The organism is Phycisphaerae bacterium, assembly GCA_028714855.1.
In the GTDB taxonomy this organism is placed as follows: Bacteria; Planctomycetota; Phycisphaerae; order Sedimentisphaerales; family Anaerobacaceae; genus CAIYOL01.
In genome coordinates, this window is sequence record JAQTLP010000008.1 from 120,928 (window position 1) to 146,241 (window position 25,314).

Annotated in this window: 26 protein-coding genes and 1 tRNA gene; 14 read left to right on the top strand and 13 right to left on the bottom strand. The window is 46.4% G+C overall.

Going from position 1 to position 25,314, the window contains the following annotated elements:
* Positions 1-199 precede the first annotated feature (199 nt).
* Positions 200-1,258, top strand: coding sequence for a hypothetical protein (locus tag PHG53_08125; GenBank protein ID MDD5381584.1), 1,059 nt, complete (start codon positions 200-202; stop codon positions 1,256-1,258).
* Positions 1,255-2,025: an exodeoxyribonuclease III gene (xth, locus tag PHG53_08130; protein MDD5381585.1), complete on the top strand. Its 771-nt coding sequence runs from the start codon at positions 1,255-1,257 to the stop codon at positions 2,023-2,025. The genes PHG53_08125 and xth overlap by 4 nt, the downstream gene beginning before the upstream one ends.
* A gap of 24 nt (positions 2,026-2,049) precedes the next feature.
* Here the strand turns inward: xth and PHG53_08135 are convergent, their stop codons facing one another.
* The 5 genes from PHG53_08135 to PHG53_08155 all read right to left on the bottom strand — a co-directional run bounded on the left by PHG53_08135 (position 2,050) and on the right by PHG53_08155 (position 5,407).
* Positions 2,050-2,739, bottom strand: coding sequence for a HEAT repeat domain-containing protein (locus tag PHG53_08135; protein MDD5381586.1), 690 nt, complete (start codon positions 2,737-2,739; stop codon positions 2,050-2,052).
* Between the two features lie 253 nt (positions 2,740-2,992).
* Positions 2,993-3,445, bottom strand: a complete 453-nt coding sequence (locus PHG53_08140; protein MDD5381587.1) for a hypothetical protein — start codon at positions 3,443-3,445, stop codon at positions 2,993-2,995.
* A gap of 176 nt (positions 3,446-3,621) precedes the next feature.
* On the bottom strand, positions 3,622-4,014 hold the full coding sequence (locus PHG53_08145; GenBank protein ID MDD5381588.1) for a hypothetical protein: 393 nt from the start codon (positions 4,012-4,014) through the stop codon (positions 3,622-3,624).
* Positions 4,015-5,286 carry an SLC13 family permease gene (locus PHG53_08150; protein MDD5381589.1) on the bottom strand — a complete coding sequence of 424 codons (1,272 nt, stop codon included), beginning with the start codon at positions 5,284-5,286 and terminating at the stop codon, positions 4,015-4,017.
* Positions 5,287-5,336: 50 nt separating this feature from the next.
* Positions 5,337-5,407 (bottom strand) — tRNA-Gln (locus PHG53_08155).
* Positions 5,408-5,487: 80 nt separating this feature from the next.
* Between PHG53_08155 and PHG53_08160 the strand changes: the two genes are divergently transcribed.
* The 4 genes from PHG53_08160 to larB all read left to right on the top strand — a co-directional run bounded on the left by PHG53_08160 (position 5,488) and on the right by larB (position 9,151).
* A complete protein-coding gene (locus PHG53_08160) occupies positions 5,488-6,294 on the top strand; it encodes a hypothetical protein (GenBank protein MDD5381590.1) in 807 nt (268 codons plus the stop codon).
* Between the two features lie 8 nt (positions 6,295-6,302).
* The gene (locus PHG53_08165) at positions 6,303-7,265 is read left to right on the top strand and encodes a DUF362 domain-containing protein (GenBank protein ID MDD5381591.1); all 963 of its coding nucleotides are present in this window, start codon (positions 6,303-6,305) and stop codon (positions 7,263-7,265) included.
* Positions 7,266-7,331: 66 nt separating this feature from the next.
* Positions 7,332-8,369, top strand: coding sequence for a tRNA (adenosine(37)-N6)-threonylcarbamoyltransferase complex transferase subunit TsaD (tsaD, locus tag PHG53_08170; GenBank protein ID MDD5381592.1), 1,038 nt, complete (start codon positions 7,332-7,334; stop codon positions 8,367-8,369).
* Between the two features lie 14 nt (positions 8,370-8,383).
* Entirely contained in the window at positions 8,384-9,151 is a 768-nt protein-coding gene (gene larB / locus PHG53_08175) for a nickel pincer cofactor biosynthesis protein LarB (GenBank protein MDD5381593.1), read from the top strand.
* 197 nt (positions 9,152-9,348) lie between these two features.
* Here the strand turns inward: larB and PHG53_08180 are convergent, their stop codons facing one another.
* Positions 9,349-10,020, bottom strand: coding sequence for a hypothetical protein (locus PHG53_08180; GenBank protein ID MDD5381594.1), 672 nt, complete (start codon positions 10,018-10,020; stop codon positions 9,349-9,351).
* Between the two features lie 328 nt (positions 10,021-10,348).
* Positions 10,349-11,557, bottom strand: coding sequence for a carbohydrate binding domain-containing protein (locus PHG53_08185; protein MDD5381595.1), 1,209 nt, complete (start codon positions 11,555-11,557; stop codon positions 10,349-10,351).
* Positions 11,558-11,716: 159 nt separating this feature from the next.
* On the opposite strand from PHG53_08185, the gene PHG53_08190 reads away from it, so the two are divergent.
* The 3 genes from PHG53_08190 (at position 11,717) to PHG53_08200 (ending at position 14,312) form a co-directional block, all read left to right on the top strand.
* The gene (locus PHG53_08190) at positions 11,717-12,589 is read left to right on the top strand and encodes an NAD(P)H-hydrate dehydratase (GenBank protein ID MDD5381596.1); all 873 of its coding nucleotides are present in this window, start codon (positions 11,717-11,719) and stop codon (positions 12,587-12,589) included.
* 347 nt (positions 12,590-12,936) lie between these two features.
* Positions 12,937-13,596 carry a transcriptional repressor LexA gene (lexA, locus tag PHG53_08195; protein MDD5381597.1) on the top strand — a complete coding sequence of 220 codons (660 nt, stop codon included), beginning with the start codon at positions 12,937-12,939 and terminating at the stop codon, positions 13,594-13,596.
* A 41-nt stretch (positions 13,597-13,637) separates the two neighbouring features.
* Positions 13,638-14,312, top strand: coding sequence for an HAD family hydrolase (locus tag PHG53_08200; GenBank protein MDD5381598.1), 675 nt, complete (start codon positions 13,638-13,640; stop codon positions 14,310-14,312).
* Here the strand turns inward: PHG53_08200 and PHG53_08205 are convergent.
* Positions 14,309-15,160, bottom strand: coding sequence for an alpha/beta hydrolase (locus tag PHG53_08205; GenBank protein MDD5381599.1), 852 nt, complete (start codon positions 15,158-15,160; stop codon positions 14,309-14,311). The genes PHG53_08200 and PHG53_08205 overlap by 4 nt on opposite strands.
* 77 nt (positions 15,161-15,237) lie before the next feature.
* Between PHG53_08205 and ispG the strand changes: the two genes are divergently transcribed.
* Both ispG and PHG53_08215 read left to right on the top strand, forming a co-directional pair.
* Positions 15,238-16,296 carry a flavodoxin-dependent (E)-4-hydroxy-3-methylbut-2-enyl-diphosphate synthase gene (gene ispG, locus PHG53_08210; protein MDD5381600.1) on the top strand — a complete coding sequence of 353 codons (1,059 nt, stop codon included), beginning with the start codon at positions 15,238-15,240 and terminating at the stop codon, positions 16,294-16,296.
* Between the two features lie 5 nt (positions 16,297-16,301).
* Complete coding sequence (locus PHG53_08215) at positions 16,302-16,988, top strand: hypothetical protein (GenBank protein MDD5381601.1); 687 nt, start codon at positions 16,302-16,304, stop codon at positions 16,986-16,988.
* A gap of 63 nt (positions 16,989-17,051) precedes the next feature.
* On the opposite strand, the gene PHG53_08220 is transcribed toward PHG53_08215, so the two are convergent.
* Positions 17,052-18,170: a TRAM domain-containing protein gene (locus PHG53_08220; protein MDD5381602.1), complete on the bottom strand. Its 1,119-nt coding sequence runs from the start codon at positions 18,168-18,170 to the stop codon at positions 17,052-17,054.
* A gap of 248 nt (positions 18,171-18,418) precedes the next feature.
* A complete protein-coding gene (locus tag PHG53_08225) occupies positions 18,419-19,117 on the bottom strand; it encodes a cysteine hydrolase (protein MDD5381603.1) in 699 nt (232 codons plus the stop codon).
* 234 nt (positions 19,118-19,351) lie between these two features.
* Here PHG53_08225 and trmB point away from each other — a divergent pair, with 234 nt between their 5' ends.
* Positions 19,352-19,975 carry a tRNA (guanosine(46)-N7)-methyltransferase TrmB gene (trmB, locus tag PHG53_08230; protein ID MDD5381604.1) on the top strand — a complete coding sequence of 208 codons (624 nt, stop codon included), beginning with the start codon at positions 19,352-19,354 and terminating at the stop codon, positions 19,973-19,975.
* Here trmB and dprA read toward each other — a convergent pair.
* The gene (gene dprA, locus PHG53_08235) at positions 19,972-21,126 is read right to left on the bottom strand and encodes a DNA-processing protein DprA (protein MDD5381605.1); all 1,155 of its coding nucleotides are present in this window, start codon (positions 21,124-21,126) and stop codon (positions 19,972-19,974) included. The two genes, trmB and dprA, sit on opposite strands and share 4 nt — an antisense overlap.
* 507 nt (positions 21,127-21,633) lie before the next feature.
* Here dprA and PHG53_08240 point away from each other — a divergent pair.
* Both PHG53_08240 and PHG53_08245 read left to right on the top strand, forming a co-directional pair.
* On the top strand, positions 21,634-22,932 hold the full coding sequence (locus PHG53_08240) for an adenylate/guanylate cyclase domain-containing protein (protein ID MDD5381606.1): 1,299 nt from the start codon (positions 21,634-21,636) through the stop codon (positions 22,930-22,932).
* 6 nt (positions 22,933-22,938) lie between these two features.
* Entirely contained in the window at positions 22,939-23,457 is a 519-nt protein-coding gene (locus PHG53_08245; protein MDD5381607.1) for a YkgJ family cysteine cluster protein, read from the top strand.
* Between the two features lie 59 nt (positions 23,458-23,516).
* On the opposite strand, the gene PHG53_08250 is transcribed toward PHG53_08245, so the two are convergent.
* Positions 23,517-24,146, bottom strand: coding sequence for a hypothetical protein (locus tag PHG53_08250; GenBank protein MDD5381608.1), 630 nt, complete (start codon positions 24,144-24,146; stop codon positions 23,517-23,519).
* Positions 24,106-24,927 carry a hypothetical protein gene (locus PHG53_08255; protein ID MDD5381609.1) on the bottom strand — a complete coding sequence of 274 codons (822 nt, stop codon included), beginning with the start codon at positions 24,925-24,927 and terminating at the stop codon, positions 24,106-24,108. The genes PHG53_08250 and PHG53_08255 overlap by 41 nt, the downstream gene beginning before the upstream one ends.
* Between the last annotated feature and the right edge of the window lie 387 nt (positions 24,928-25,314).

Sequence of the window (25,314 nt, forward strand, 5' to 3'; positions counted from 1 at the left end):
ATATTATGCGGAATTGTCAAGACTTGTTTGCAAAAAACCCGAAAAATTAGCAAAAATTCGAAAATTTCCGCCAATTTGGCCCTATTTTTATGCATTTTCACCGCTTTTTAACCAATTTCCACACTCAAATTGGTTGACAGGCTGACAAATCAGGCAGAGAATAGCTCGTTATTTCGATTCTGGATGGGTAAAAAGATATATGGCTAAATCAAGTAGCAAGTTGCCCGAACCATCTCTGGAGCATTTGCACCGGCTGACCGATTACACAGGGTTGTACCAACACGCCAGAGGCACAACACCATATCTCGAAGAAGGTTATTGCACGGACGACAACGCAAGGGCCGTAATTGTAGCAGCCAGATATTATGCCGGACACCCTGGACCACAAACACTTGAGCTTTTTAACACATATCTGTCTTTTATTCTGCATTCTCAAAACAGTAACGGCTCAGTCAAAAATCTTATGAACTCTGAAAAAATATGGTTAAAGGATGAACCTGGCAATGACGCTCTGGGCAGAGTATTATGGGCAATGGGGACGGTTTTGGCAGAACCGCCTTCGCCGGTTTATCTGACGACGGCTAAAGACTGTTTCGACAGTTCCATAAGATGCGTAGAGAAACAATATCAAAAAGGCAAGGCGTACTCGATACTCGGGATGAGTGATTATCTCAAGCGGTTCCCCGATGCTGCTGACATCAAAAGACAAATGGAAATGGCCGCAGATAGTCTCATAGCTGAATACGAAGAAAATAACTCTCCTGATTGGCAATGGTTCGACGGCATTCTAACTTATGACAATGCCATTTTACCGTATGCCCTGTTTGTCGCTGGATTTGTCCTTGGGAATAAATACATTGAAGTCGCGGAAAAAACGTGTGAATTCCTGCTGGCAAATATCTTCAACGGCGACTATTTCAGCTTTATCGGCTGCCAGGGATGGTATGAGCGTGGAGGAGCCAGAGCTAAATTTGACCAGCAGCCGATAGAGGTCGCAAGCACAGTTATGATGCTAAAGGCCGCTTATGACGCAACAGAAAACGACAGATTCTTAATGCTCCAAAGAAAAGCATTCGACTGGTTCCTCGGCGAAAATGATTTGCACATTCCGCTCTATGACTTTAGAAGTAAAGGATGCCATGACGGCCTTATGTCGAATGGCGCCAATCCCAACCAGGGTGCGGAAAGCACACTAAGCTTCCTGCTGAGTTTGCTGACTATAATAGAAACAACGGTCGAAACCAAAACTAAAAAATGAAAATCGGCAGCTTCAACGTCAATTCCTTGCGCTCCCGTTTGCCCATAGTGATTCGGTGGCTCGCCGAGCATCAGCCGGACGTCCTCGCCGTCCAGGAAACAAAGGTTCAGGATGCCGATTTCCCGGCAGATGCGTTCGAGGCCGCCGGATACAAATACGTCTTCAAGGGACAAAAAAGTTATAACGGCGTAGCTGTTTTCAGTAAAACCGAAATTAAAAACGTAAACTTCGGCTTCGATGATGAACCTAAAGACGAAGCCCGCCTGATTGCGGCTGAAATCGCCGGCATTGTCATCGTCAATACTTATATCCCGCAGGGCGATTCGCCCCAATCCGAAAAGTTCTGGTACAAGCTCGAGTGGTTCGGGCGGCTGTTGAAATTTTTCAAAAAGAATTTCCACTCTTCGGACCCGTTCGTGTGGGTCGGCGACCTCAACGTGGCCCCCCTGCCAATCGACGTATATGACCCTAAAAACTTGCAGGGACACGTTTGCTTTTGTCCGGAGGTGACGCGGGCTTTGGATAAAGTCGTCAAGTGGGGATTCATCGATGTATTTAGAATGCACTGCAGCGAGGCAGGCCAATATACCTTCTGGGATTACAGATTGCCGAATGCGTTTAAGCGAAACCTCGGCTGGCGATTGGACCATATAATGACTACAAAACCACTGGCCGAAAAATGCACCGCCTGTTATATAGATAAAGAGCCCCGCTCAAAAGAAAAACCCAGCGACCACACCCCTATAGTCGCTGAGTTTACCTGGTAAGAATTGAATCCGTTTATTTTAGAATCAATTACCCGATATGCTCCTTATTGCGTCGTCGGCTGCCCTGCGAACATCCGCACTGGGGTCTTCCACCCTCGCTTTTTCAAGAGCGGCACGGGCGTTTGCATTCTTTACCGTGCCGAACGCATCAGCAGCTTCCGCCCGCAATTCAGGGTCTGGGTCTGAAAGCAGAATATTCTCAAGGGCCGCCCTGACGTTATCATCGAAAGAAAATCCCGCTAATTCCTTTATCGCTCCCCTGCGCAGTTCTTTGTTTGGAGCCTGCAGCTGTTTGAGAAGCTCGCTTTTCTTATATTGCAGGTCCATATTCATCTGCAGCGTGCTTTCATCGAATTGCTGCGGCTGCACAACCTGTGGCGTGTTTGAATACACCACCGTTTGTCTTTCAATTACGACCGGCACTCTTTCAACTACCCTCGGCGGAGCAACAACATAATAATTCGGCCTGCTGTCATACCAGCTGCCGCCAATAACAATGGTTTGCCGGCGAGGATGACTGCCTCGCCAGCCCCTGACCGGTGCAAAATACCGGGGACGATGACCAAATCGGAAATCGCCGCGATGGCCTCCGCGAAAACCCGGTCGGCCGCCAATATTAATATCTACCTTTACTTTGGGGCGAGCCAAAGCTGCATTCGATAATCCAATCAGTAAACCCGCCGCCGCTATTAATATGTATCTTGACGTCTTCATTCTGTTACCCTTCCTTTCTTAATGTTTAATCATTCTTCACAGATTCAGACGTCCTTGACCGGTCCTTTATTGCAAATCATACTAAAAAATCATACCCCAAAAACACCGGCAATTCCCGACATGGGGCACATATCCGGCTATAAGACGGAAATATCCTCATCTTGCAAGAGAGTTCGCACGACACACATGGCCGTTGATTCCAGCAAAGTGTCAAGCAACTTGACAAATCAAAGTAAAGTCCTGCGATATGAAACTACTCGGACTCCATGATGGCTTCGACCCTATTTTCTTTACGAAAGTCAAAGAAGTACTTGTAATTAGGGTCAAAGACCAAGTCGCCTTTTGTCACCTTGAAGATAATCGTAATATTTTGGTTGTAGAATACGCGAGGGTCGCCGCCGGCGAAACCTGGTTTGAAATCCGACCGGCATACAGTACCCTCTTCAACCTTACTCACATCATATTTGAAATATTCCTTCCCATCAGGCTGGATGACTACATATTCTAACTTCGCGTCCGGCTCTCTCGATGGGGCCTTCCAATGAAACGTCCAAGCATTGAAATCATCGGGAGCTTTCTCTGCGGTCTTAAACATAACCTGTTTTCCCGACGCTTTATCAGTTTGAGCGAACCCGAGACTATGGCCGAAAAGGATTATTCCAGCACTTAAAGCAACAAACAGCCCAAGAGTCATAGCTTTGTTCATTTTGGTCTCCTTTCTTTCGCGGATTGAGTTTGTGAATAAACAAACGTCTGCCGCCGAACAATGAGTGGATAGTCTGTAAAAGCAATTGGTCTTTTTCCGTCGAAATCTGTGTCTTTTTGTCCGCCAACATCCTACCCTGCCTGTCGGAACAAGGTCAAACGAAATCTTCAGACTGCTTAGACCTTCCTCCACTTCGCCTGTGCACTTATAAACAAAACGGCCGACAGTACGAACAATAATATGCATAGATAGTATTCAACCAGCAATCGATAAGCCAACCAGGTCATTGCTCCCCACGTGTGGCCAATTACCAATGCGAGAGACAGGACTTGAGAAACAATATCCGGAACAACCACGATAAGAGCGGATAAAACAAGAACCCAAAGCAGGCACACAAGCAAGAAAACGATAGGCCCATGCCGCAGACCCCAAGCAAAGAGAGGAAGTATCTCATTCACCATATTGTGGTTTCCCTGCCAATAAGCTGGAGATTGCCCACGGAGGGTCAGACTAAAATCGATAACGGCTAATACCGCAAATGGCATGCAAAGCCAGAACTTCTTTTTCATCTATTTGCTCCAGACGAACCAAACGAACAAATAAGCGGCGGTCACCGCAGCCAAAGTGAAAGGCAGGCCTATTTTCGTAAATTCCCCGAATTTTACGTGATAGCCTTCCTTTTTAAGAAGACTGCAGGCCACGATGTTGGCTGAGGCGCCTATGGGAGTAATGTTGCCGCCTAAACTCGCGCCTACAAGCAGACCAAAAAGCAAAAGCGACGGATTGATGCCGAGTTTGTTCGACATAGAAATTGTAACTGGAAGCATTGCCGCTAAAAAGGGAACATTATCGACGAATGCCGATAGAAAAACAGAGATAAATACAATCAATGTATAACCCCAGAATATACGCTGACCTATTAACCCCGACAGGGAGTTGGAAATCGTGTCGACCCAGCCGGTTACAGTAATACCGCCTACGAGAATAAAAACACCCATTAGAAAAAACGTGGAATCCCAGTCCAGCGACCTTATGCCTTTTACGATTGAGCCTTTATTTATAAGCTTTTCCCATAATATTGAAATAATGCCGAACACCACACAGATTGCGCCTGCCAAATACGAAAAGCTGACATCGAAAAACGATGAAGCAGCCAGCGTAATAATCAGCAGTATTAAAATAACCGAGGGCGTCCAGGATTTTACTTTCTCGACAGCTACGATTTGTGTCTTTGTCTTGTGTTTTCTGAAAATAAAATATAAAACCACCAACGAAGCCGCCGCACCAATTTGGACCGCGAAGAATATGCTGGGTCTGCCTTTATAAATGAAGAAATCCCAGAAATTCATTTTAGCAAATCCGCCCAGTAGCATGCTCGGCGGGTCGCCTATCAAAGTAGCGGCGCCCTGAAGGTTGCTCGAAACAGCTATTGCTATCATCATATTCACCGGACTTATTTTTAATTTTTTCGCCAGCGACAGGGCGATAGGAGCAACAATCAGGACGGTGGCTACATTTTCCACGAAGGCGGAGATAAAGCCGGTCAGCAGACAAATAAACAGTATCGCCCATGCGGTATTTTTCGCTTTATCAACAATGACTTCGGCAATATGCGCAGGCATCCGGCTTTCCATAAAAATGTCTGCTATTACTAATGTGCCGACGAATATCCCCATAACGTTCCAATTGATTGCAAAGAAGGCCTCTTTAGGTGAAATTGCGCCGAGCAATATTAGAACCGCTGAACCGCAAACAGCAATCAAAGTCCTCTTCGTCGAGAAGAACACAAACAGGATGTATACCAAAACAAAAACCGCAAGAGAAATTACTTTGGGCTGCATTATGGAACTTTGCCCTTTCAGAATCAGCTAAAAAACAAAGTCAAAAAAAACTGGGGAACAAGGATTCGAACCTTGACTAAATGATCCAGAGTCATTTGTGCTACCGTTACACTATTCCCCAAATCATTTGTGATTGTAAGGCCTCGGCTGTGAATTGTCAATTGATTTGACAGCTACCCGCACAATCGCTAATCTATCTTTATGATTCGCTTTTTCCAAATTATGGTTTTTCTCTGCACGGCCGCCCTGCTTACAGGCTGTAAGGCCTCTGTTAAGGAAAAACCCGTACAGGAGTATCTCAAGTTAAGCGATTTGGCCCCCCCTTCTGGGACAAAAAATGTCGCCGACCGGCGGCTGAAGACAATAAATCTCGACATCCACACCTTTGAAATGCCGGCCAAAAATATCAGTGCACTTAATGACACATGGCAGATTCTATACACAAAGCCGCTGCAATTTAACGACATCGATGCCTTCAAGGCCAACTCGTTTGTAGCAGGCTTCGGCCAAATCCGAATGTGGAATGCAATTGGCAACGTATTAAATGATGCCGGCTGTAAACACATAGAAACGGCTTCGCTGCTTCTGCCCGACGGCGAAACCAGCAACTTTACTATCATAAGGTTAACCAGGGAAACAACCGTCTTCTACACATCAAGTACCGGTTCATTGGAAGGTGTTACCGTTGGCCCGGGCAATCTTTCCCTGCGAATAAAAGTTGAAAAAATCCCCGGCTCAAGAGGCGTATGCAAAGTTAATGCCCTGCCGGTATTTCCATCATTGATAACAGGTCCGATTCCGCAATTGAACGAACACGCAAAAGTAAATGAGTTCCTTTTTACCAGCACCGGCTTCAATCTGAAAATGAGCCCCGGTGATTTCGTCCTGCTCGGACCGGATAAATATATCAGCCACCAGATAACATTGGGCAGTTTGTTATTCAGCAAACCAAAACCAATACCGACTATCAGAATATTCCTGCTTGTTTGTACCGGGATAATTGACTGAGCCGCCGTATGCCAAATCCAACGGTGACACTAACTCGATGCAGCGATTACAGCCAGGCCGAAATCGCCCGGGCACTTGCGGCACAGTTTGAGCTTCTCGGCGGATTGAAAAAATTCGTAACGCGAGGCGACACCGTCCTGCTTAAGCCGAACTTAATTGCCCCAAGGTCCCGCCGCCACGCCACCCAGACCGACCCCGCGGTGCTGCTCGAAACCGTCCGGCTATTAAAAGATTTTGGTGCGAAACCTTTCATCGGCGACTCACCCGCCTGGAGCAATGTGTTTGCCTGCATAAAAACGTTAAAACTGGAAAAGCCCCTGAAAAAACTGTCCGTGCCGGTAAAGCAGCTCAACAAACCGAAAAAGTGTCGAATAGGAAAACAAAACATCGAGGTCGGCATAAGCTCAATTGCTCTTGATGCGGACGTTATTATAAATATGCCGAAGTTCAAATCGCATCAGCAGTTGGTAGCGACATTTGCAGTTAAAAACATGTTCGGCTGCGTAAGCGGCAAACATAAAGCCCTCTGGCATTTTACAAAAGGCGGAAGCACAGACGAGTTTTGCGAATTGCTTATTGAAATATACAAATTCCTCAATCCCGCCCTGACTATCATCGACGCCGTTATCGCAATGGATGGCCCCGGCCCAATCCGCGGCAGAGCAAGGCCGCTCGGCTATATTCTCGGCGGGATAGACCCATTTGCCCTGGAAGTTATCTGCTCCAGGTTGGTAAATATCAATCCAGAAAATTTGCCGATTCTCAAAACGGCAAGGCAAATGGGATTAAACTGCCCGGACGCAGACAGCATAAAAATCCTCGGCGACCCGTTGCCGCAAAACCCCTGTATGGATTTCGAACTGCCCCAGATGATTCCTGTCAGGTTCTCCCTGCTGCAAGTCTGCAAAAGCATCTGTAAACAGATATTGCTGCTCGCCAAATCAGTAATTAAAACAAAGACCAAGAGCTAAAAACCCATCTGTGTCCTCTGTGGCTATACCTTTACTTTTTACCTCTATTTCGCTAATATCCCTTTTATGCAGGATAAACCCGTAAATATTCTTGGTATCGAAACCAGTTGCGATGAGACCGCAGCGGCCGTTGTCGCCGATGGCAATGTCATCAAATCATCAATTGTGGCCTCGCAGACAAAGCTGCACGAAAAATACGGCGGTGTCGTCCCCGAAATCGCCTCACGCGCTCATATCGAAAAAATATATCCTGTTATAAAAGAGGCAATCGAACAAGCAGGCCTCGGCAAAAATGATATTGACGCCGTCGCCGTCGCAAACCAGCCGGGATTGACCGTCGCCTTGATAGTCGGTGTCACTGCGGCTAAAACTCTCAGCTTCGTTTGGGAAAAGCCGCTCATTACGATAAATCACATCCATGCGCATCTGCAGTCGGCTCTTATGGAACAGGACAGTCCCGAACTGCCCGCCGTAGCTTTGATAGTATCGGGCGGGCATACCAGCTTGTATGATTACCATTCGCCTTTGCAGCCGGTGCTGCTGGGTTCCACGATTGACGATGCCGCAGGCGAGGCCTTCGATAAGGTAGCGAGCATCCTGAAATTACCGTATCCTGGCGGCCCATCTATCGAAAAGGCAGCTAAACTCGGCAATCCAAAGGCAATCAAATTTCCGATATCGATGCTCGGAAAAGATTCGCTCGATTTTTCCTTCAGCGGCATCAAGACCGCCGTGCTGTACCACTGCCACGGCAAGGACATGAAAGGCGAAAACAAGGTCGATTCGATGAGCGAGCAGCAAGTCGCCGACATCGCCGCGTCGTTCCAATCAGCGGTGGTTGATGCGCTCGTTAAAAAAACACGCAGGGCCGCCGAAAAAATCGACGCGAAAACTATCCTTCTCGGCGGCGGTGTCGCTGCCAATACTGAACTGCGAACACGCCTGCAAGAAATGTGCGACTCGATGAAACCGGCAAGAAAACTGCTCGTAGCCCCAAAACGATATTGCACCGACAACGCCGTTATGGTAGCCTCGCTGGCATACCATAAATTTAAGGCAGGGATTTTCGCAGATTTGACCCTCGAACCGATAGCTACAGGATAAACCAGGAGTAACGTATTCAACCTGAAAAATTAAAAAAATTGTTAAAGCAGGTCAAAACCGGCAAAATCGGCATCGACGAGGCGGTCGCTAAACTCCGCCATCTGCCGTTTGAAGACCTGGGCTTTGCCCGCGTGGACCATCACCGCCAGATTCGCTGCGGCTTTCCGGAAGTCATCTACTGCCCCGGCAAAACCACCGAACAAATAATTAAAATCTTCTCGAACCTCGCCGAAAAAGGCAATAACATCCTCGCCACCCGCGCCGAGGAGGCCGTTTTCAAAGCATTAGTCAAAACAAAAAAATTCCCGAAGGTAAGATACGAAAAAGCAGCCAAGGCAATTGTCCTTGAGCAGAAAAAAATCAAACCTTCGAAATCCGTTATCCCGATAGTCACCGCCGGCACCGCCGATTTGCCCGTCGCAGCCGAAGCAAAAGTTACCGCCGAGATTATGGGCCAGCGCACAGAGCTGGTTTGCGATGTCGGCGTAGCAGGCCTGCATCGGCTCATCGGCCATCTGCCGAAACTGCAAAAAGCCAACGTCATTATCGTTATCGCCGGAATGGAAGGAGCTTTGGCCAGCGTCGTCGGAGGTCTTGTAAGCTGTCCTGTAATTGCCGTCCCCACCAGCATCGGCACAGGCGCCAGCTTCGGCGGCATCGCCGCCCTTTTGACTATGCTCAATAGTTGTGCCGCAGGCGTAACCGTCGTTAATATCGACAATGGCTTTTCCGCAGGCATAGCCGCGACACTTATAAACAAAAGAATCGAATCAGGAAGGTAACAGAGCCACGAGCGTTAGCGAGTGGGTACGAAGTGTGATATTATCCCCGCCTCACATTTTTTGGCAAAGCCGCTAACGCCTAAGCCCACCTTCCGAATGACGCGAGGTCGGGTACTTCAAAGCAGAACCGTAGGGCGGAATTTTAGTGAGCGATGTTGATATAGAATTTTAACATCCATCACAAATGGATATTACGACTATTTTACCAAAAACTTTAGAAAAAACACTGCGAGAATACCCCCAATAGTTGCTGTTACACATTCCTTAAGGACTACTCCCAAAAAGCACCCCAAGGCACTGTGATCCTTTGATATTACATATCGAGCGCTGTTTCCAATCAATGCCCCAACGCCCACTGCACAATACGCCGCAATTATTCTCGAAGCGAGTGTCCATGTCAACGTCTGTGGAAGCAAGATGCCTGCTACGCCGGATAGAACAAAGTCAACAGAAACGATTCCAGAGGCTAATCGCATTGGTGCTTTAGGTGCTAACAATCCAACGACGAATCCGGATAGGAAAGTTGTTAATGTTCCCAAAATATAAGGCCATAATGCCAAAGGATTAGATATCGCCATTTCGCGAATTGGCCATAGAAGCGCGCAGGTTAGAATGATATCAAATAGATAACCTACAGCTACAATCCACCACAAACGTAAAGGCCGTAAAGAGAATACCAGGACTACAAGACCTATCACTCCAAGAACACCCATCAATACCGAACCCGCCGATTGCAACGGGAATATCGAAGCCATTTTTGCGAGTTTAGCTTCTAACGCCGTCCCACTTCCTGCAAAGATACCCATCAAAATCCCGACAACACCACAATGCAAAGGGGTTGTTTTCTGTTTATCATTATTCTCACTCATAACTATATCCTCTCATTCTTTTCAGGACGCAGAACTGCGGGCTATTCATTTCTGATTATAAATCCTCCGACCTGCTTATCAAATCTTTTATTGACCATACCCTGCATTATTTGTAATATACCGCTTGAATCCCGCCCCTCCGAAGGGCGGGATGAAACGAGGTTATATGCAGATAATAAAAAACATCCCGAAATTAAAACCAAGAAAACCTGATGCCCACAAAGGCGATTTCGGCAGGGTCTGTATCATAGGCGGCTGTATCGGTATGAGCGGCCGCCGCTGCGGGACACGGCCATCCGTCTTTGCTCCGGCATGGTGGAGAAATACCTCATTTAGCGCCACCGGTTTTATCTCGCACGATATTGAAATGCAGCACCGGGCCGTTGGTTGGATCTTCCGAAGCGTAAAAAGAAGTCACCAAAGCACCCAACGGACGAATGACCAGACCCTTAGTTTTGCCGTCCAGCAGGCGTTGTAGGACCGGTCTGGAAATGGTGACGTAATTTTTGCTCCCGCGTTTATCAGCTACGTCCAAATCATAAATCATCTGGCCGTTTATGACCTCAGACATGGCGTGCCCCTGCATCAGGCTGTTGTAAGTGACCGTGGTTTGATTCCACTCGGGGTCTCCGCCCAGAATTTCAATTACCCTGACCTTGCCAAACTCTTCGCCGAAGTCCTGGCCCCAATGTTCGATGTATTTACCGCCTTTGAGAACGGAATACGTTGTCAATTCCAGCAAACCCGGTCCATCGGCTTTCAGGCCTTGATATTTCCTGAAATCCCACCTCAAAACCGGCCATTGGACCGAATCAACCGTCAGGATGTGCGAGGTCCCGTTTTCGTCCTCCACCCGCCAGTCATCAAAGTTTATGTCAGGATAGTCGGAATTGATGACACTGTCATGCGTAACCGACAGATGGTTTGCGAAAGTGTCCGTGCTCGGAATGGGCGGATGGTAGGGCAGCGGTTCCCCCTTGTCCGCTCCGGCAGTGGCAACCTCGACAACGTCTACGCGATAATAATCCACATCCACATAATATTTCTCCAGCCCGCAATCCGTCAGCCCAAGCTGCACGTAAACCTTGTCGCCCGGAACGGCGTCAAAATTCGTGAACGTCATACTGATGACGTGCCAGTCATTTGCCTCTGGTATGTCATATTCCATCAGATAAGCATGGTAATTGGTGGTCCTCTGGGTGTTCGCCATGAAGTTCAACCGGCACGGCGCGTGACTGACGCGAACCTTGGCCTCAACGCGGAGCGCATAGGCCGGATCCTGTAATTTCTTGACGTCGAGAAAGGATGTTACGTCTCGTTTGATGATTGCCCACCATACATTGGCCTTGTCTTTTGTTCCATCCACGGAAAGACACGCAAAACCATCCTCCTGGGTGAAATCCATTGTTGCGTTGCCGTCACCCGTGAAAAAGGACCAGCCTTCAATTTTTTTGCCATCAAACGAATCCAGGAATTGCGCCTGGCAAACACCGAGAGCGACGAACAACAGAAAACATGCTACTGATAATTTCTTCATAACCATGGCCACTTGTAACCGGTTCACCTTTAGAGTCCGTATCTCAAATTTTATAACAATACATTATTAGACAGCCTGTTTGTCTGTCAAATCTTTTATTGACCGCATCCTGCGTTATTTGTAATATATCGCTTGAATCCCGCCTCTCCGAGGGGCGGGATGAAACGAGGTTATATGCAGATAATAAAGAACATCCCGAAACTAAAACCAAGAAGACCTGATGCCCACAAAGGCGATTTCGGCAAAGTCTGTATCATAGGCGGCTGTATCGGTATGAGCGGAGCCCCCGCCCTTGCAGGTCGCGCTGCTCTGCGCGCAGGCGCAGGTCTGGTCAGAGTCGCGGTCCCCGAAAGCATCCTGCCAATCGTCGCCTCGATAGAGCCGTCTTACACGACTATTCCGCTTGCTGAAGACAGCTCTGGCCGAATATCCGCAAAGGCAACAAATACCATTCTCGATGCTGTCAGCGAAAATGATTGTCTCGCCTTCGGCCCCGGCATCGGCACAAGCGGCGGCATCCAGTCGATTCTCGAAACACTCCTCGAACAGAAACAACTGCGACTGCTTATAGACGCTGATGGCCTGAATAATTTGAGCGGGATAAAAGACTGGCCCGACAAGCTAAAAGCAGATTTGATTCTCACACCACATCCTGGCGAGATGAAAAGACTATGGTCTGGCCTCTTTAGAGAAACATTACCCTCTGACCGCCAAGACCAGGCAAGCAAATTCGCCAAGCACACCAAAACAATCGTCGTTTTGAAAGGGGCAGGGACAGTCGTTACTGACGGCAAAAAAGTTTATATAAATAAAACCGGCAATCCCGGTATGGCAACCGCCGGCGCAGGCGATTGTCTTACAGGCGTAATAACCGCCCTTGTAGGCCAGAGCCTCGGCAATTTTGACGCAGCTGTCCTCGGCGTTTACATCCACGGCTTAGCCGGCGATATCGCCGCAGAAAAATATGGCCAAATAAGCCTAATCGCCACCGATATAATCGACTCGCTGCCAAAAGCCTTCCTAAAAAAATAGCATTAGTCTTTTACGCCGCTGACAGTCCCATATTATTGCTGCTATCAGATAGCCAATTGCAGAACAGAAAAAATTCTTTAAAACCGCCGATTTTTGTTCGGTTTTTGTTAGGGTTTTTGACCTCACTTTACCGATAGAAGAATTTACTATGAATGAATTTCTCAAAATGAATAACCAGCCTGACAAACAAATCGAGCCTATATGCAAATTCGGACCGGGCGGCGATTTTGTCTCTGCTTGGCCGCCGAAACCCCTGCCCTCGAAGAAACAACCTGCTAAATTACTCGCCCGGCTAAATGAAATTATAACTACACTAATTGGCTCTAATTCTAAGGAGAATTTAGATTATGCCGTTGAAAGTGGACTTGGAACAACATCTTACTCCTCGCCAACTGCAGCTGTTAAAAGCGATTCGCGTTTTTCAGGCAGGTCGCTGTTATTCCCCGACGATTGCAGAATTGGCCTCGCAGCTGACCATAAGCCGAAGCACCACATTCGAGCATATCGAAGAGCTGCGAAAAAAAGACCTGCTGTCACCTTCGCCGGCCACGGCTCGCTCTTTGAGACTGACTTCAAAAGCGCAAAAACTGCTTGATTGCCTCGATAGTGAAATCCCCGATTCGCGCAGCCGCCCGTCGTCGAACATTCCCCTCGCAGGCAAAGTCGCCGCCGGTGTCCCCATAGAAGCCGTCGAAAATATCGAATCGCTTTCCCTCAATTCCTGTTTCGGAAGCAGTGATGGCATATTCGCTCTTGAGGTAAAAGGTGACAGTATGACCGGCGATGGAATAGCAGACGGCGACTTCGTAATCTGCCGCAAATGCAGCGCCGCCGATAATGGCCAATTGGTTATTGCAATCGTGGATAATGAAAATGCGACATTAAAAAGGTTCTACAGGGAAAAATCCGCCGTCCGTCTCCAGCCCTCCAACGACGCTTACGAGCCGATTTACTCAGACAACTGCCGAATCGAGGCCGTCGTGGTGGGGCTGGTAAGAAAACTTTAATACGGCTGCACTGCGCAATGTTCTGATTGTAGGTGATTAAAATAAAGTTCCAGGCAATTCTATTTGACCTTGATGGCACGTTACTCGATACGCTTGCCGATCTTGTAAACTCGATGAATGCTGTTTTGGCCAGGCTTGGCTTTCCGACCCATCCGGCTGATTCCTACCGCTACTTCATAGGCCAGGGCATAGAGTGCCTCGTCAGGCGCGCCTTGCCGAAAGACCATCTCGATGACGAAACTGTAAGTAAGTCTCTGGCTGCTATGAGGGATGAGTACAGCAAGCACTGGGCCGACAATACAAGGCCGTATCCGGGCATCCCCGAATTGCTTTCCTCGCTGCAGCAGCGTAATATCCCAATGACAGTTCTGTCCAATAAGCCGGATGAGTTTACGCAAATCACAGTCGAAAAATTACTCCCAAGTTGGTCGTTTCACATTGTTCGCGGCGCCAGGCCGTCAGTAACTATAAAACCTGACCCTGCCGCTGCGATTGATATCGCACGCCAGCTTCAGATACCCCCCTGCCGCTTCGTATATCTTGGCGACACAAACACCGATATGCAAACAGCCTGTGCAGCCGGTATGTATGCAGCAGGAGCCCTTTGGGGATTTCGCACTGCCGAAGAGCTGCTCGCCAGCGGCGCAAAAACACTCGTAGAAAATCCTAAGGATGTCATAAAGCTTTTTGATGACAACCGGAAGCCACGTCCCTAAGAAGCATGTGTGCGGGTCGTATGACTCTTATGCTTCTTTAAGGATTTCAACCATTTCGTCCAGGCATTTTTATAAATCTCGCTGGAAACCAGGAAACCATCGTTATGACTGCCGAAAATCTCGACAAATTCTTTCGGCTCATTCGCGACCTCATATAGCTCCAAACCGAATTCGAATGGTATTGTCTCATCGTTTCGGCTGTGAATTATCATCACCGGACAATGAACGTCCTTAACATAATCTATCGTCCTGTAGTTGAACCTCGCAAACCACCGCACAGGCATATAAGGGTAGAATTCCTTCCCGATGTCGATGTATGATATAAAAGCGCTTTCTATAATCAATGTCCCTACCCTTACTTTACTTGCCAGCTGCGCCGCGATACTCCCCCCCAAAGACCTGCCGAAGACAATAATATCATCCGGAGATACTTTTTTCTCTTCCGTCAGCCATTTGTATGCAGCCGTGGCATCCAGATACGTTCCCTCTTCGCTGGGTTTGCCCTCGCTGCTGCCGTAGCCGCGATAGTCAAAAACAAAGCAGTTCACTCCCATATTATAAAGGATATTTATAGTATCCAGACAGTGCATCATATTGCCCCCGTTGCCGTGGCAGAACAGGACCGTCAGCTCCGCGTTCTTAACAGGGATATACCAGCCGCTAAGCATCAGCCCGTCGCTGCTTTTGAAAATCACCTTCTCGAAGTCAAGACCTAACTCTTCAGGCGTATAAGGAACCTCCCGAACCGGGCTGTATAAAAACTTCGGCTGCATAAAATAGAGTACTATCCCTAGGCCCCAATAGGCGATAAATACTACTACAGCTATTGATATCAGCATCGAACCCATAGAAATTCCAAATCAGTCTGATTACTGGGCTGTATTTTAATTTGCTCATCAATCTAAAACAAGATACAATTTTAACAATGATTAAAAGAAGAAAAACAAGAACCATCAGCATCGGCCGGGTTTCCATCGGCTCCTCCGCTCCGATTGTAATTCAATCGATGACAAAGGTTCCCACCATCGATGTCGCCAGCGCTGTTATGCAAATAAATCAACTCGTCCGCGCCGGCTGCCGACTGGTCAGAATCGCCGTCCCCACACGCGCCGACACCGCCGCTTTCGCTAAAATAGTCCAAAAAGTATCCGTCCCGCTGATTGCCGACGTCCACTTCAGCGCAGAGCGCGCCATAGAAGCAATAGAAGCCGGCGCCGCCAAAATAAGGCTGAACCCCGGCAATATAAAAAAATGCGAAAGTATCCATCGAATAATAGATGCCGCAAAAATGCACAAAACCGCTGTCCGCATCGGCGTCAACGAAGCAAGTATCAGAAACCTAAAAACCAAGGATGTCCCGCCTCGAAAACGTACCGCTCTGATGTTGAAGGAAATGAAAAAGTATGTCCGGCTGTTTGAAAATCGCAGCTTCACACAACTGGTCCTCAGCGCAAAAAGCAGCGACCCCTTGCGCACCATCGAAATCAACCGACGCATCGCCGAAACCTTCGACTATCCGATTCATCTCGGTCTGACACACGCAGGTCTTCCCGAAGATGCCCAAATTCCCTCGGCCATCGCTCTGGGGACACTGCTTGCAGAGGGCATCGGCGACACGATTAGGGTAAGCGCAGCCGGCAACCCAGTTGTGGAAACAAAAATTGCAAAAGAGATTCTAATCGCACTCGGTCTCCACGAACGGCAGGCCCCGGAACTGATAGTCTGCCCGACCTGCGCCCGCGCCCAAATCGACGTGGTTAGGCTGGCCCGCCGAGTAAAAAAAATCCTGACTGGAATTGATAAACCGCTGCGCATCGCAGTGATGGGCTGTATCGTCAATGGACCCGGCGAAGCCGCCGATGCCGACCTCGCCGTCTGCGCCGCAAAAAATAAAGCTTATCTCTACAAAAACGGTAAAAAAATAGCAGTAGTCCCGGAAAGCAAAATCCTCCCTGCTCTGCTGAAAAAATTGCAAAACCTGTAACGCAAATGCACGAACTGTCATTAGGTATATCCCAGCAACCCTTGAAAGCAACATTCAAACGATTCTTCATCGTTGTCGTCTTCGGCATTGCCTTCGCATACATTGAAGCATCCGTGGTGGTCTATCTGCGGGAAATCTTTCACCCGGCCGGCTTTACTTTCCCCTTGAACGAATTTGGTGCCACCACGCTGTGGAAACGGCTTCTATTAACCGAAACCGGCAGAGAGGCCGCCACACTGGTTGTAATCTTCTCCGCCTCCTGGCTGTTCGGCCAAAATCTTCGGCAGCAGTTCGCATTTTTCCTGACCATCTTCGCAGTCTGGGACATCTTTTATTACATCTGGCTGAAGGTCCTCATCGATTGGCCCGCTTCAATTATGGATTGGGACATATTATTTCTGATACCGACCGTTTGGGCAGGTCCTGTCGTAGCCCCAATACTCATTTCAATTCTGCTGCTTGCTTTTGCCGCAATAATACTTTACCGTTCCTGCGGCACCGGAATCCCCAAACTAACCCCCATCGACTGGCTTGTCTTTACACTTGCTGCCCTGCTTGTGATTATATCTTTCTGTATCGCCGGCCTGAACGCCGCCGAACCCGATTTCCAATCACACTTCAATTGGCCGTTATTCGCCGCAGGCCCTCTGTCCGCCATTTTGCTGTTCACAAAATGCCTTTTGAAGCCCTAATGTCCCTTCTCGTCGGCAAGTCAAAAACCAAAGCACGTCTTTAATTTATGCACTTCTGCAATTTCAATTCTTATCGTTCTCTGATGCACCTGCTACTGCCGGCTTTTTATACGCTGTCCGCTCCCTGTCGTTCCCTTTCTGTGCAAAACCTTCGAACCTGCCGAAAATCATCTTGCCTGCCGATGTCTGTAGTGAGCTGGTTATGCTGATGACCACGTCTCGCCCAATCTTGTTGCGAGCGCCTTCTACTACAACCATCGTCCCGTCGTCCAGATAACCGATACCCTGCTCTGCCTCTTCGCCGGGCTTTTGGATTCTGACCTCCATAACTTCACCAGGCAAAGCAATCGTCTTTAGTGAGCTGGCCAAATCGTTTATATTCATTACATCCACCTCACGGACCTTTGCAACCTTGCTGAGATTATAATCGGTCGTTGCCAATCGCCCGTTGCAGTGCTTGGTAAAGACCATCAATTTCTGGTCCACCCCTTTGACCTCCTCTACATCGGGATTGACGCTGTCATCTATCTCAATGTCAATAGAGGTATCTGTCTGCATCATGTTAAGTATATCAAGTCCCCGTCTGCCGCGGTTGCGCTTGAGCTTGTCGGCCGAGTCTGCTATCAGCTGCAGCTCATTGAGAACAAAACGTGGAACAATCAGCGGTGCGTCAAACAATTTACTCTGATACAAATCTGCTATCCGCCCGTCAATAATTGCCGACGTGTCCAAAACTAACGGCCGAGTCCCCTTCATCTGTTTGGAAAATTCAACATAAGGAATCACAAAACGAACGTCGTCCTTCGTCCGCATCACGACACTGATTGTAAGATAACATATACAAACACCCATCATCCACTTTACCGCCTGAATTGCTGTCTCGCTTACGCCCAAACGATAAATCTCGTTTATCATCTCCAGCACCGGAGCCAGCGCCCAACTTACAAATATCCCCACTAAAAGCCCGAAAAACATCCCCGCTAGCGCTGCTAAAGACTTCTTCGGCGTAAAAACATCTATAATAAAGGCGGCCACCGCCAGCCCAACACCGCTCCAGAGAATCGCATAAAAATTTGCCCTGCCGACCTCTCCGGAAATCTCTTTGGAGCTCAAATGGGTAAGCAAAACCGCAACAACAACAACAGCAAAAATGGCTCGGAATATCCAAAGTAACTTCGACATTGCTATAAACCTCCAAAAATATGATATCAATCTTTATTTTATAATATTCAAAATCATACCCTGCCTCCGGCCTATTAGCAATAATTATTGTTCTTGCAGTCAGCCGTTATAAATATCGGCTTATTCGAACCTATTATATTAACTACGCTTTTACCGATAGTTTTATTGCTGCTGTTATAGGAAGGATTTTTGAAGACCGCCGCTCTCTGAAAATGTGGACCTTTTTGTCTGTCTTGGATGGATTAACATCACCCTGCGACTTTAACCTCTGCTTTTCTCATCCCTTTCTGGCAACTTTCACAATCGCAGATACCTACCCGTCTCAAATGAGAAACCCCGGCCAGCTTCTTTGTCTCGATTAACCTTGCCCCCTTCGCCTTCATCTTGCGAAACGCCAGTTTTGCCTCGCGCTTGTTAATCATACCCACTGCATCGGTTACAACGCTGACCCTCTTGCCTCGCTGCAGAAGTCCCAATGCCGTCGCTTTAACAGCCCCCTCGGCGCTGGCGCCGATGATAATAAAATTATCAGCCCGCACCTCACTGAGCAGCCTCTCTATCCGGGGCTCTTCGAACGGGTCAACACAGCGCTTATGCAGAACAACCTGCCTGTATTGCCGCAGTATCTCTGCCGGAAAATCTGTGCTGCTGTCCGCAGGAAAGCTCGCACGATTGCTTAGCAATGTATATCGTATCTTTTTTTGGCCCTCTGTCCCGTCGATACAGTAGCCGATTTCATCAATGCCGTTATGGTCAGGATAAACCTCGCACGTCGATATCACGCGAACATCGTTGCGCTTGGCCCACGCCATCATCCTGCGAACATTGGTCAAAATCTTTCTGTGGTTTCTTATACACGCAGTGCCCTTCGCAAGAAAGAAATCTCTCTGCGTATTGATATCTATCAAGACCCACTTGCGCCGCTTTTTAATCAATTGCCGAATCATTTTTCAATCTTTCCCCCTGTTTAAAGTCTAACCCAATTAAAATTAAGTCCTAATAACAAATACGAACCGCCAGACAATTAGGTTCCTGGTATTTTATCGAATGGTCTACGCACCGACTTTAGCTGCAAACAACGCTCAAAAAACAAGTTATATCTTCCCCCAGAGTGCTGCTTTCTTGTATAATACCGGCCGTTAAGCCTGTTTTCGGCAGTATTTCGCAGGATAATTTTACCAATGGCTAAAATCTTAAATGACTACCCTTCGGTCGCCTTAAAGCCCGAAGATTTGCAGGAGAAAATCGACTTCGCGCAGATATTCGGACGTAAAAACCCTGTCCACATCGAGGTCGGCTCAGGCAAAGCCGCCTTCCTCGTCAACCAGGCAAAGGCCCAACCGGACGTCAATTTCCTCGGCATCGAATGGGCGCGTAAATACTATCGCTACTCCGTTGACCGCATCGGCCGATGGGGACTGAAAAATGTCCGTATCATCCGCACCGATGCCGTGCACTTTATAATCGATTTTCTACCAGATAATTCCATCGAATGTTTCCACATCTATTTCCCCGACCCCTGGCCGAAAAAACGTCACCACAAAAGACGCTTCATCGCCCCTGCTAATCTCGAACAGCTTCTTCGCTGCCTTGTCCCCGCGGGAACTATCAGAATCGCCACCGACCACGCCGAGTATTTCGAACAAATTCAGAAAACCCTCGCTGCTTTCAGCGACCGGCTGGAAAAAATCGAATTCTTCCCCACCGCCGGCGCAAACCTCGGCGAATGGGTCGGCTCCAACTTCGAAAGAAAATACCTAAAAGAAAACCGCCCCATCTTCACCGCCGCCGTAAGAAAACGCTAATGCCGCAGGAATAAACTGCCCGGCAGTTGTTTTATCAGCCCCTTCAGCCGCAGCGATATTAACCCTGCGTTAATACCGCCAGGCGTCAAATTCGTCCCCGCGATTATCTCCTCTATATGCAGCGGCTCTTTACTCAGGCATTCATAAATCGTTTTTTCATCAGCACTCAATTTCAGCTCTTTGATGTCGAACAACGGCTTTTCCATTTTTTCGGATGCCTTCGCCGCCGCGGCTGTTACGTGGCTTTGCAAACGCTCGCCGATATACCCTAGCGCCTCCATCACATCCTCCACCGATTCGACCAGCTTCGCCCCCTGTTTTATCAATTGATGCGCCCCCCTGCTCAACGGCGAATCGATTTTCCCCGGCACCGCCATCACCTCCCGATTGTTCTCAAGTGCCGCGGTAGCGGTAATTAATGCGCCTGACCTCGGCGCCGCCTCGACGACAATTGTCCCAAGCGACAATCCCGCTATGATTCTATTGCGGGGCGGAAAGTTCTCAGCCAGCGGCTCATACTGCAGCGGCAATTCGCTGATGCACGCGCCGGAATTGCTTATAAGTTCAAACAGCTTCTTATTTTCCGGCGGAAAGATATTCGCCAGCCCGCAGCCCTGCACAGCGATTGTGCGTCCGCCGGCAGATAGCGCACCGGTGTGCGCTGCGGTATCTATGCCGCGGGCCATTCCCGAACAAATCGTAAATCCTGCTGAGGCAAGGAAATGCGCGAACTGCGATGCCTGCTCCTGCCCGTATAAACTACAGCGGCGGGAGCCGACTATGGATATCGCTAAATTGTCGGATGTCCCCAGGGTTCCCTTTATGTAAAGGACAGGCGGAGGGTCGTAAGTCCTTGTCAATAAAGGGGGATAGCGTTGGTCGGCTAAGGTGACAAGCCATACGCCGAGCTTGTCGGCTAATTCTAATTCGGCGCAAGTGTCGAATTTGTCACGAGTTATGGCGATTCGCTCGGCGGTTTTGAAGCCGATGCCGTCAACTTTGGCTAATTCGCTGACGGAGGCGCCTAAGACGTAATCTATTGTGCTGAAAGACTTTATGAGCTTGGCAAAAGTGACCGGGCCGACGGCATCGGCGTTGATTAATTTTAGCCATTTTTCGATATCAACGGAATTTTTTTGAGGCGCAACCATTTACTCGGCTTGAGTTTATATAAACAGAAAACGGAAAGCAAACTTCAATTTAAGATTTATGATTTACGATTTACGATTTTGAATGAGATTGCTACGATTCGACAATATTTTCATATAAGTCCATTTAGAATAAGAGGTTAAGCTGGAAAAGCGAAAATGCTAAAAAGTGGTATAAATTGGTAAAAATGTACGCAAAATTGCTACAAATGTACATGAAAGTGCTGTAAATGTACGTGAAAGTGAGACAAAAAGTGGAAGATTTTAGTTCGTTGTTCATTGTTCGTAGTTGGTAGAAAAGTTAGGGTAGATCCCTCGGCTGCGCTTCCGCCTTCGCCAAAGCTTCGGCGAGACAAATGCGGGACGCCGGGGGCGAGTTGCCTAAGTTAACAGAGATTTTTAAGGTCAAATTATCACTTGTGTAATCACGCATAATTTATCAAAGCTACTTGACAAAGGTTACTCTTACATTAATATAGAAGGCCAATTCTTATTCTTGGTGGCAAAAATATGAAGAGCGAAAAAATAACTACAATATTTGTAGATATCGAAGATTCAACGGGAATTTCAAACTATTTCGAAAGGAAAAAATATCAAGATTTTCTGCTTGAATTCCATAAAACTATTCAGAAAGTTTTGAAGAATGAGGAATGGAAAGTTGTTTCTGAAGAAATTAATCATAAATTTATGGGGGATGAATTTATAGCATTTTTACCACATGAAAAATGCGGAGACGCAGCTTTGGAACATGCGCTAAGATTAGCAGCAACTTTGAAATATGAATGGTACTTTTCAGAACATAATCATAAACGTCTGTTTGGAGATAAAGAGCACATAGAATTAAATATTGGGATTAATACTGGCGATGTTAGTTTAATGTCATATCCTATTTTATCTAAAAAAGGAAGAACGACCAAGCGTTCCTACGAGGGATTCCCAATAACAATGGCGAAAAGAATTCAAGGGGCATCAGAAGAAAGCCAAGGGTCACGCATAATAATTGGAGACCGGTTCTACAGGGAATATTCAAACAAGACTAAAAAAGGTTACGAATTCCACTATATGGGTCAAAAGACTTTCAAAGGAATAGCTCAGCGTTTTTCTTGTTATGAATGGCTAGGGGGAGATTTTTATGAGTATCTAGACTTTAAGGGAACCAATCTTAAGAAAATTGAAAAAATTTTACAAGCATTGTACAACAAAAATCCTCATAATCCATGGTACGCGGCACTACTAGCGAATTATTATTACTTTTGGGGTGAACGGCAGTACTACAAGGGGAAATATGAAAATGAAAATTATAATAAATGTGAAAAAGTTTGTATCAGCGCTATATCTGACATTTCTTTGTACAATTTAAGAAGATTAAACGAAATGCTTTTTACTTGTTTAGAGGTGGGCCAAAAATGGGACGAGTTATGTTTTCGCTCTGAACAAGCATTTAATACAGACCCTACCTTCGTAAGAGCATTAGCTCACCATGCAAAATCTTTATATATGCGGGGAGATATATTTGCTGACAAATCCAAGGACGCCGCCGAAAGATTGATAATACTATTCGGTCATTCTTTAGATTACGAAAGTCTCTGGATATCCCATTTCATTTTGGCAAGATACTATGCTAAAAACAAACCTGACTTAAAAGAGGCAAACAAACATTTGAAAAAAGCTGTTGATTATGCTAAAAAGAGTGAAATAGCTTGGGCTTATATGGAGTATTATTTTTGTAAAGAAGATTTTGAAATCATTAAAGATAATCGTGAATTTAAAAAAGAGATTGCAAAGCTTGAAAAAATGTGGGAAGGTTAAGTAAGAATGGAATTAGAATCTTTAAAAAAACTCCACACTATTCTCGAACCCTATGATAATATTTGTCCATGCAATTGTTATCTTTGTGAAGAGCGTGAAACAGCGATGCTTCTTCCTAATGAGGAAAAACTAATACTAAGAGAATCCAATTCAACAGATCAGTTTAAGAAACATAACGATGGTTTTTTTTATCTTGATATGGGAATGAGTTGTCCTTTCTTTGAAAAGAAAAATGATAAAGGTGAATGCGCAATATACCTGACCAGGCCGGTTGATTGTCGAATATTTCCTTTTTATCCATATTTCAACTTAAAGACCAATTCCTATGTTTTAATGCAATCAGAAACATATTGTCCAATCGCAAAAGACACCAGCATTGAAATGGAACGCGATGTGAAGATAGTTCTTGATATTGTTAATAAGTTTGTATCCAAGGCATGGAAAGAAACATATAACAAATTAAACTATCAAAGATTACATAACAACTTTTGCACCCCTTATCATGTGGGTTTGTGCGCAAAATAAAAGCCTATTCGTGAACCAAGCAGGACTGGTCCTATCAGGTAAAATGGCGACTATTATACTTAACGGCGAGTTTTCTTTTTCTCACGAGATATTTCCATTTCAAGTTGTTCGATTCGTTGTTCAATTTTTCGAATTATAACTTCCTTCAATTCTTTGCTTTGGGTTTGCATATCGGCCATGGTATTCTTAATAGATTCTATTTCCTTTAAATATCGCTCAGACCGTTCAGGTGTTAACGGCACAGTATCTATCTTAACTTCTAATTGAGCTACTTTTTCTCGGATTTTTACTAAATCATCGCGAATTTTCTCATTATTTGTTTTTGACTCAACTACAAGTGAATCGATTTGTTCCACTTTTGATTTAAGTGTGAAGTGAGAAGCTACAATTATCGCAACTAGTGTTATAAGCCCAATGATGCTACTTATGGCGGTCCAAGGAATCTGAGTCGGTTTAGTTGGTATTATCCGTGTTCGTCTTTTTTTAACCCCCGCATCAGTAGCATGTGGTGGTTCCACGGGTTCCGCTTCAGGTCTCCCAAGAAGTGCTGCTTGAATTTCATCTGTAGGGTCCGTAGTCGGAGCCGTCCGAACCAAATCGTCATATTCAGAACGTTCCTGAGCTGTTTTAGCTACATGTGAATGTCCGCTATATGGTACTTGTCTTTTGAATTTGCGGTTCTTTCCCAAATCCTATGCCCTTCAAAATTTCCTCTATCCTTGGTTTCATAATCCGTTCACAATTTGCTAGATGAATCTCGAACAGCCTTGTATCCAGAGGACGTTGTGGGTCAAATATTCTTTGTATATCTACAGATATTATCCCTATTTTCGGTTTTTCATGAACCGCTTTTTTATCTTTCTCAATCCAAAGTTCTGATTGCAGAGAATCACGAATGTTTAATATAATATTTATATAATCATTCTGTTCCTTATGGATAAAGCTCTCGTCTATTTTCTTGCGGAAAGTCAACCTAGTCTGTACTTCGGCTGGATGCTCTTTAGGTGTTAATTGTAATTTCAAAACTTTTGAAAGAAGACTTTCTGCGACTGGATGCTTGAATCTCTCATGCTCTTCAACAGAGACCTCCGAGAACGTCCATACCATTCCAAGAAACACCATAGTAGGGTTTTTCATTAGAGATAAAGTACCTGTCATCAAATGGCGAGCCATAGCTACATATTTATCAATATCACTAAGACTCTCGGAAATACTTAACGTTTTCTCTTCTAAAACCATCTGGTCGGGTGTGACTGTAAACCGCCGATTCCCTTCGTTATTAAAAAGTTCTACTCCTGTTCCAAAGGAGATTTTGTCATAGTACTCCTCAGGAATAGGTGAGCCCTGCGCTCCCCGTTCACCTAACACATAATCTGCTACGGTTCCAGAAACGCTGTTAACAGTAAAGCATCTTGTATACTTACAACCTACAACGAAAGAGCAGAGGTTAAAGTTTGGAATTTGAGCCATTGCTACCTCCCATTTATCAAAGTACTGAGGTTATTCCATAATTAAACATTTCCCGATGTCGTTCCATTAAATGTTCCGCAAGGAAATCAAGGTAATTATACCATCAGACACAAAGAAGGGGAAAGAAATTTTAGTCGCTTGTTTAACGGCAAAAGATATACTCTCTCGCCCTCGGATATTCATAGAAGGTATTCCAAAGCGGGCTGGCGATGCAGGCGGGGTAAACTCTTGCAACCTCGGGTGAAGTAACCCCCTACAGTCAACTTTTTGCATCTAAGCGGTTTTGGCGACATGGTCAAGTCTCCATAAATGGTAAAGAATCATTTTTCCTCGGACCCAAAGTCTGACCCTAAATAGTGTTCTGACCCAATGGGGCAACGGCTTCAA